Here is a 2,905-nt window from a genome sequence, read left to right on the forward strand (position 1 = left end):
TACTGTTGCATTGTGGATTATATTCTGCAAATATTGTTCTCATCGTATCTTATCTCCTTATCGATCAATAAATCATCAGTTACAAAAATCAGAAGCATTTCAATCAGTTCACCATGTCACTTTTATTTTGTGTTATACTGTTTTATATGATTTTCTTGCCCTTGTATTTTCCCTTATCAGAGTTTGTAAACACTGGCGGGACGATATAACACAAGGGAAACAATAAGGGAAAGCTCACCTGCGACAAATCCAGTGTTTTCAAGGGTTTACAGAGAATTTAATAACAAAATATAACAGTTATTAAATCTCTTAAAACAGGTGAAATCTCAATCGGAAGTTGTGGAGGTAATATGCTTATGAAAAAATTTCTTTCTTTGTTTTTGTGTCTTACTTGTGTGCTGACTTTAGTTGCATGTGGAAAAAAGGTAGCTCCTATTACGTTACCTCAAACCGACGAGATTACATCTATTGATATAACTTTTGGGGAAAATACAGTAAGTTATTCAGACAAAACTTGGATAAGTGAAATAATCGCCGATATTTCCAGTTCTGAACCGACTAAAAAGGAAAGTGTTCAAGACTATCCACAAGTGGAAAGTTATATCAAAATTGACTTCCAGTTTGAGACAGGAACAAGTACTATCTTTGCGTATGAGGATAGTGGTAAATACTATATTGAACAGCCGTATCAAGGAATTTATAAAATTGATAGCCAACTATTCGAAAGGTTTATAAGAAACTGATTAATTCAAGTTTACAGAACTGAATCAAAAGAGCTCGAAGGAGCTCTTTTTCCTTTTTTATAATAGTATCATTATGGTATAATAGAGACATTAAAATCGAAAGTTACAGGAGGAGAGTTTATGAATATGATGTTTGATTTATTTGATTTGATTTTTCCAGTTATGGTTTTACTGATATTTGGGATGATCCTATTTACCTTTATAAGTGGAATAAGAACTTGGAATAAAAATAATAATTCTCCCCGTTTAACGGTGGAAGCCAGGGTGGCTGCCAAGCGACAGAATACGACACATCACAACGAGCCGGTTGGAAGAGACACTTCAGGAACTCACGGGTATCATACTACCACCAGCACCTCTTATTATGTTACTTTTGAGGTGGAAAGCCGCGATCGGATGGAATTTTCTGTATATGGAAAAGAGTATGGAATGCTGGCAGAAGGAGATGAAGGAAAGCTGACATTCCAGGGAAGTCGTTATCTGGGATTCGAGAGGGCTATTGAAAAATAGAAGTAGAATTTCAAGTTTGTAGAATTAATAAAATCGGTATTTGTGAGGGTAATTATGATAAAGTTTTTGAATGATATCAGGAATGCAGAAAAACCAATATCTAATAATAGAAAAATTATAAATACTATAGCTGTATTATTCCTTGGAATAGCTTTGGGGACTTTTTCAAAATTTTTGGATTTTCGTCAAGCTGAACTTCCCAGTGTGCTTATAGCAATAGATGGAGCATTAGATGTTCATAATTTCCTTGGACGTTTTGCAATCTGGGTATTGATTGCACTGTGTATTTCTATTTATAGCAATTCTGCAATAAGAGCAAGCATTAATGTTTTTGCATTCTTTATTGGTATGGTTGCAAGTTACTATTTGTATTCAAACTATATTGCAGGATTTTTTCCAAGAAGTTATGCGGTGATTTGGTTTGGATTTACAGCTGTTTCTCCATTATTGTCTTTTGCCTGCTGGTATGCAAGGGGGAAAAGCAAACTGGCACTTATACTATCGGTGCTGATTTTGGCAGTATTGTTCAATATGTGCTTTGTATATGGATGCTGGTATTTTAATGCAAAATCTGTTTTGGAAGTGATAGTCTTTATTATTGGACTTATTGTTTTGAGGAGAGACACATTGAGGAGTTCTGCGCTAATGGGAACGATTAGTATAGTTCTTGCAGTTTTACTTGATATAGTTATTCCATTTCATTTTGGATAAACAACTTCCAGTTTTTGAAACAGAGAAATCGGTAGTTATGGAGGTGAAAAATGTATTTCACAGACGAAAAAGACTATATTATGCGAATGATAAAAGAAATGGTAAGAGTATTATTTTCTTTAATGTTTGGGAAAAAGTATGTTTCTGTTGAACTTGAAAAAGAAAATAAATATGAAGTATCAGGGAAAAATTTGAAAGATTTTCTTGATATGATTGATTCTGGGAAAATTAACGAAGCAGAGAATATACTTTTAGATAGCATTGATTATACAGACAGAAATGAGGTAATGGCGGCAGCTCTTTTCTACCAATACCTTAGTGAGAAGGATAGTGAGTTTTTGAAAAATAATAATTATACAAAAGAAGAAGTGATGTCTGGTTTTAAGCAATTACTTATGCAGTCAGGATATACTGATTTGCTATGTTTGGTCAAAGCTGAAGAGTAATGTAGAAAATCCAAAGAGATAAGAGTGATTGGCTGAAAGGAGAAATTGTATTATATTTTCTATATTGTTTTTGACTTTATGATGGAAGTGATTATGTTTTTGTTTGGAATGTGGTTTTATAAATCAGAAGGAAAAGCTGCTAAATTCTTGTCGGGTTATAATATGAAATCAGCGGATGAATGAAAGAAATACGATGAGAATGCTATGTGTAAGGCATATGGAAAAAGAATAATGTTTATGTCAGTTCCTTTTATTATTGGAATAATCATAGATATCTACTATCAAGGAATAGGCTGTTGGATCGCATGGTGGATATGGCTTATTATGTTTGTTTTGTTGCTTATTGATAGACATAAAAGAGAACGTTAAATTCAAGTTGAACAAAATCGCTGCGCGATGGCCTGCCAAGGCTATGGCGCAGTTTTTCTTTACACTTTAATAAAAAGCAGTGGAAACCAAGTCCTACAAGTAGTATTGTTAAGTCACCACAACCAA

General features: G+C 33.6%; 4 protein-coding genes and 1 pseudogene. All 5 read left to right on the forward strand.

The window, feature by feature from the left end; all coding sequences use genetic code 11:
• Positions 1-356 precede the first annotated feature (356 nt).
• A complete protein-coding gene (locus tag H8716_RS17305) occupies positions 357-743 on the forward strand; it encodes a DUF5301 domain-containing protein (RefSeq protein ID WP_117699150.1) in 387 nt (128 codons plus the stop codon).
• A gap of 129 nt (positions 744-872) precedes the next feature.
• A complete protein-coding gene (locus H8716_RS17310; protein ID WP_249310206.1) occupies positions 873-1,253 on the forward strand; it encodes a DUF2500 domain-containing protein in 381 nt (126 codons plus the stop codon).
• 54 nt (positions 1,254-1,307) lie between these two features.
• Positions 1,308-1,964, forward strand: coding sequence for a hypothetical protein (locus H8716_RS17315; RefSeq protein ID WP_249310205.1), 657 nt, complete (start codon positions 1,308-1,310; stop codon positions 1,962-1,964).
• Between the two features lie 50 nt (positions 1,965-2,014).
• Positions 2,015-2,410, forward strand: a complete 396-nt coding sequence (locus H8716_RS17320) for a DUF6483 family protein (protein ID WP_005337294.1) — start codon at positions 2,015-2,017, stop codon at positions 2,408-2,410.
• Positions 2,411-2,605: 195 nt separating this feature from the next.
• Positions 2,606-2,779: pseudogene (locus H8716_RS18170) on the forward strand (DUF3784 domain-containing protein); the annotation flags it as partial.
• Positions 2,780-2,905: the final 126 nt, after the last annotated feature.

Source organism: Jingyaoa shaoxingensis (assembly GCF_014385005.1).
Taxonomy (GTDB): Bacteria; Bacillota; Clostridia; order Lachnospirales; family Lachnospiraceae; genus Marvinbryantia; species Marvinbryantia shaoxingensis.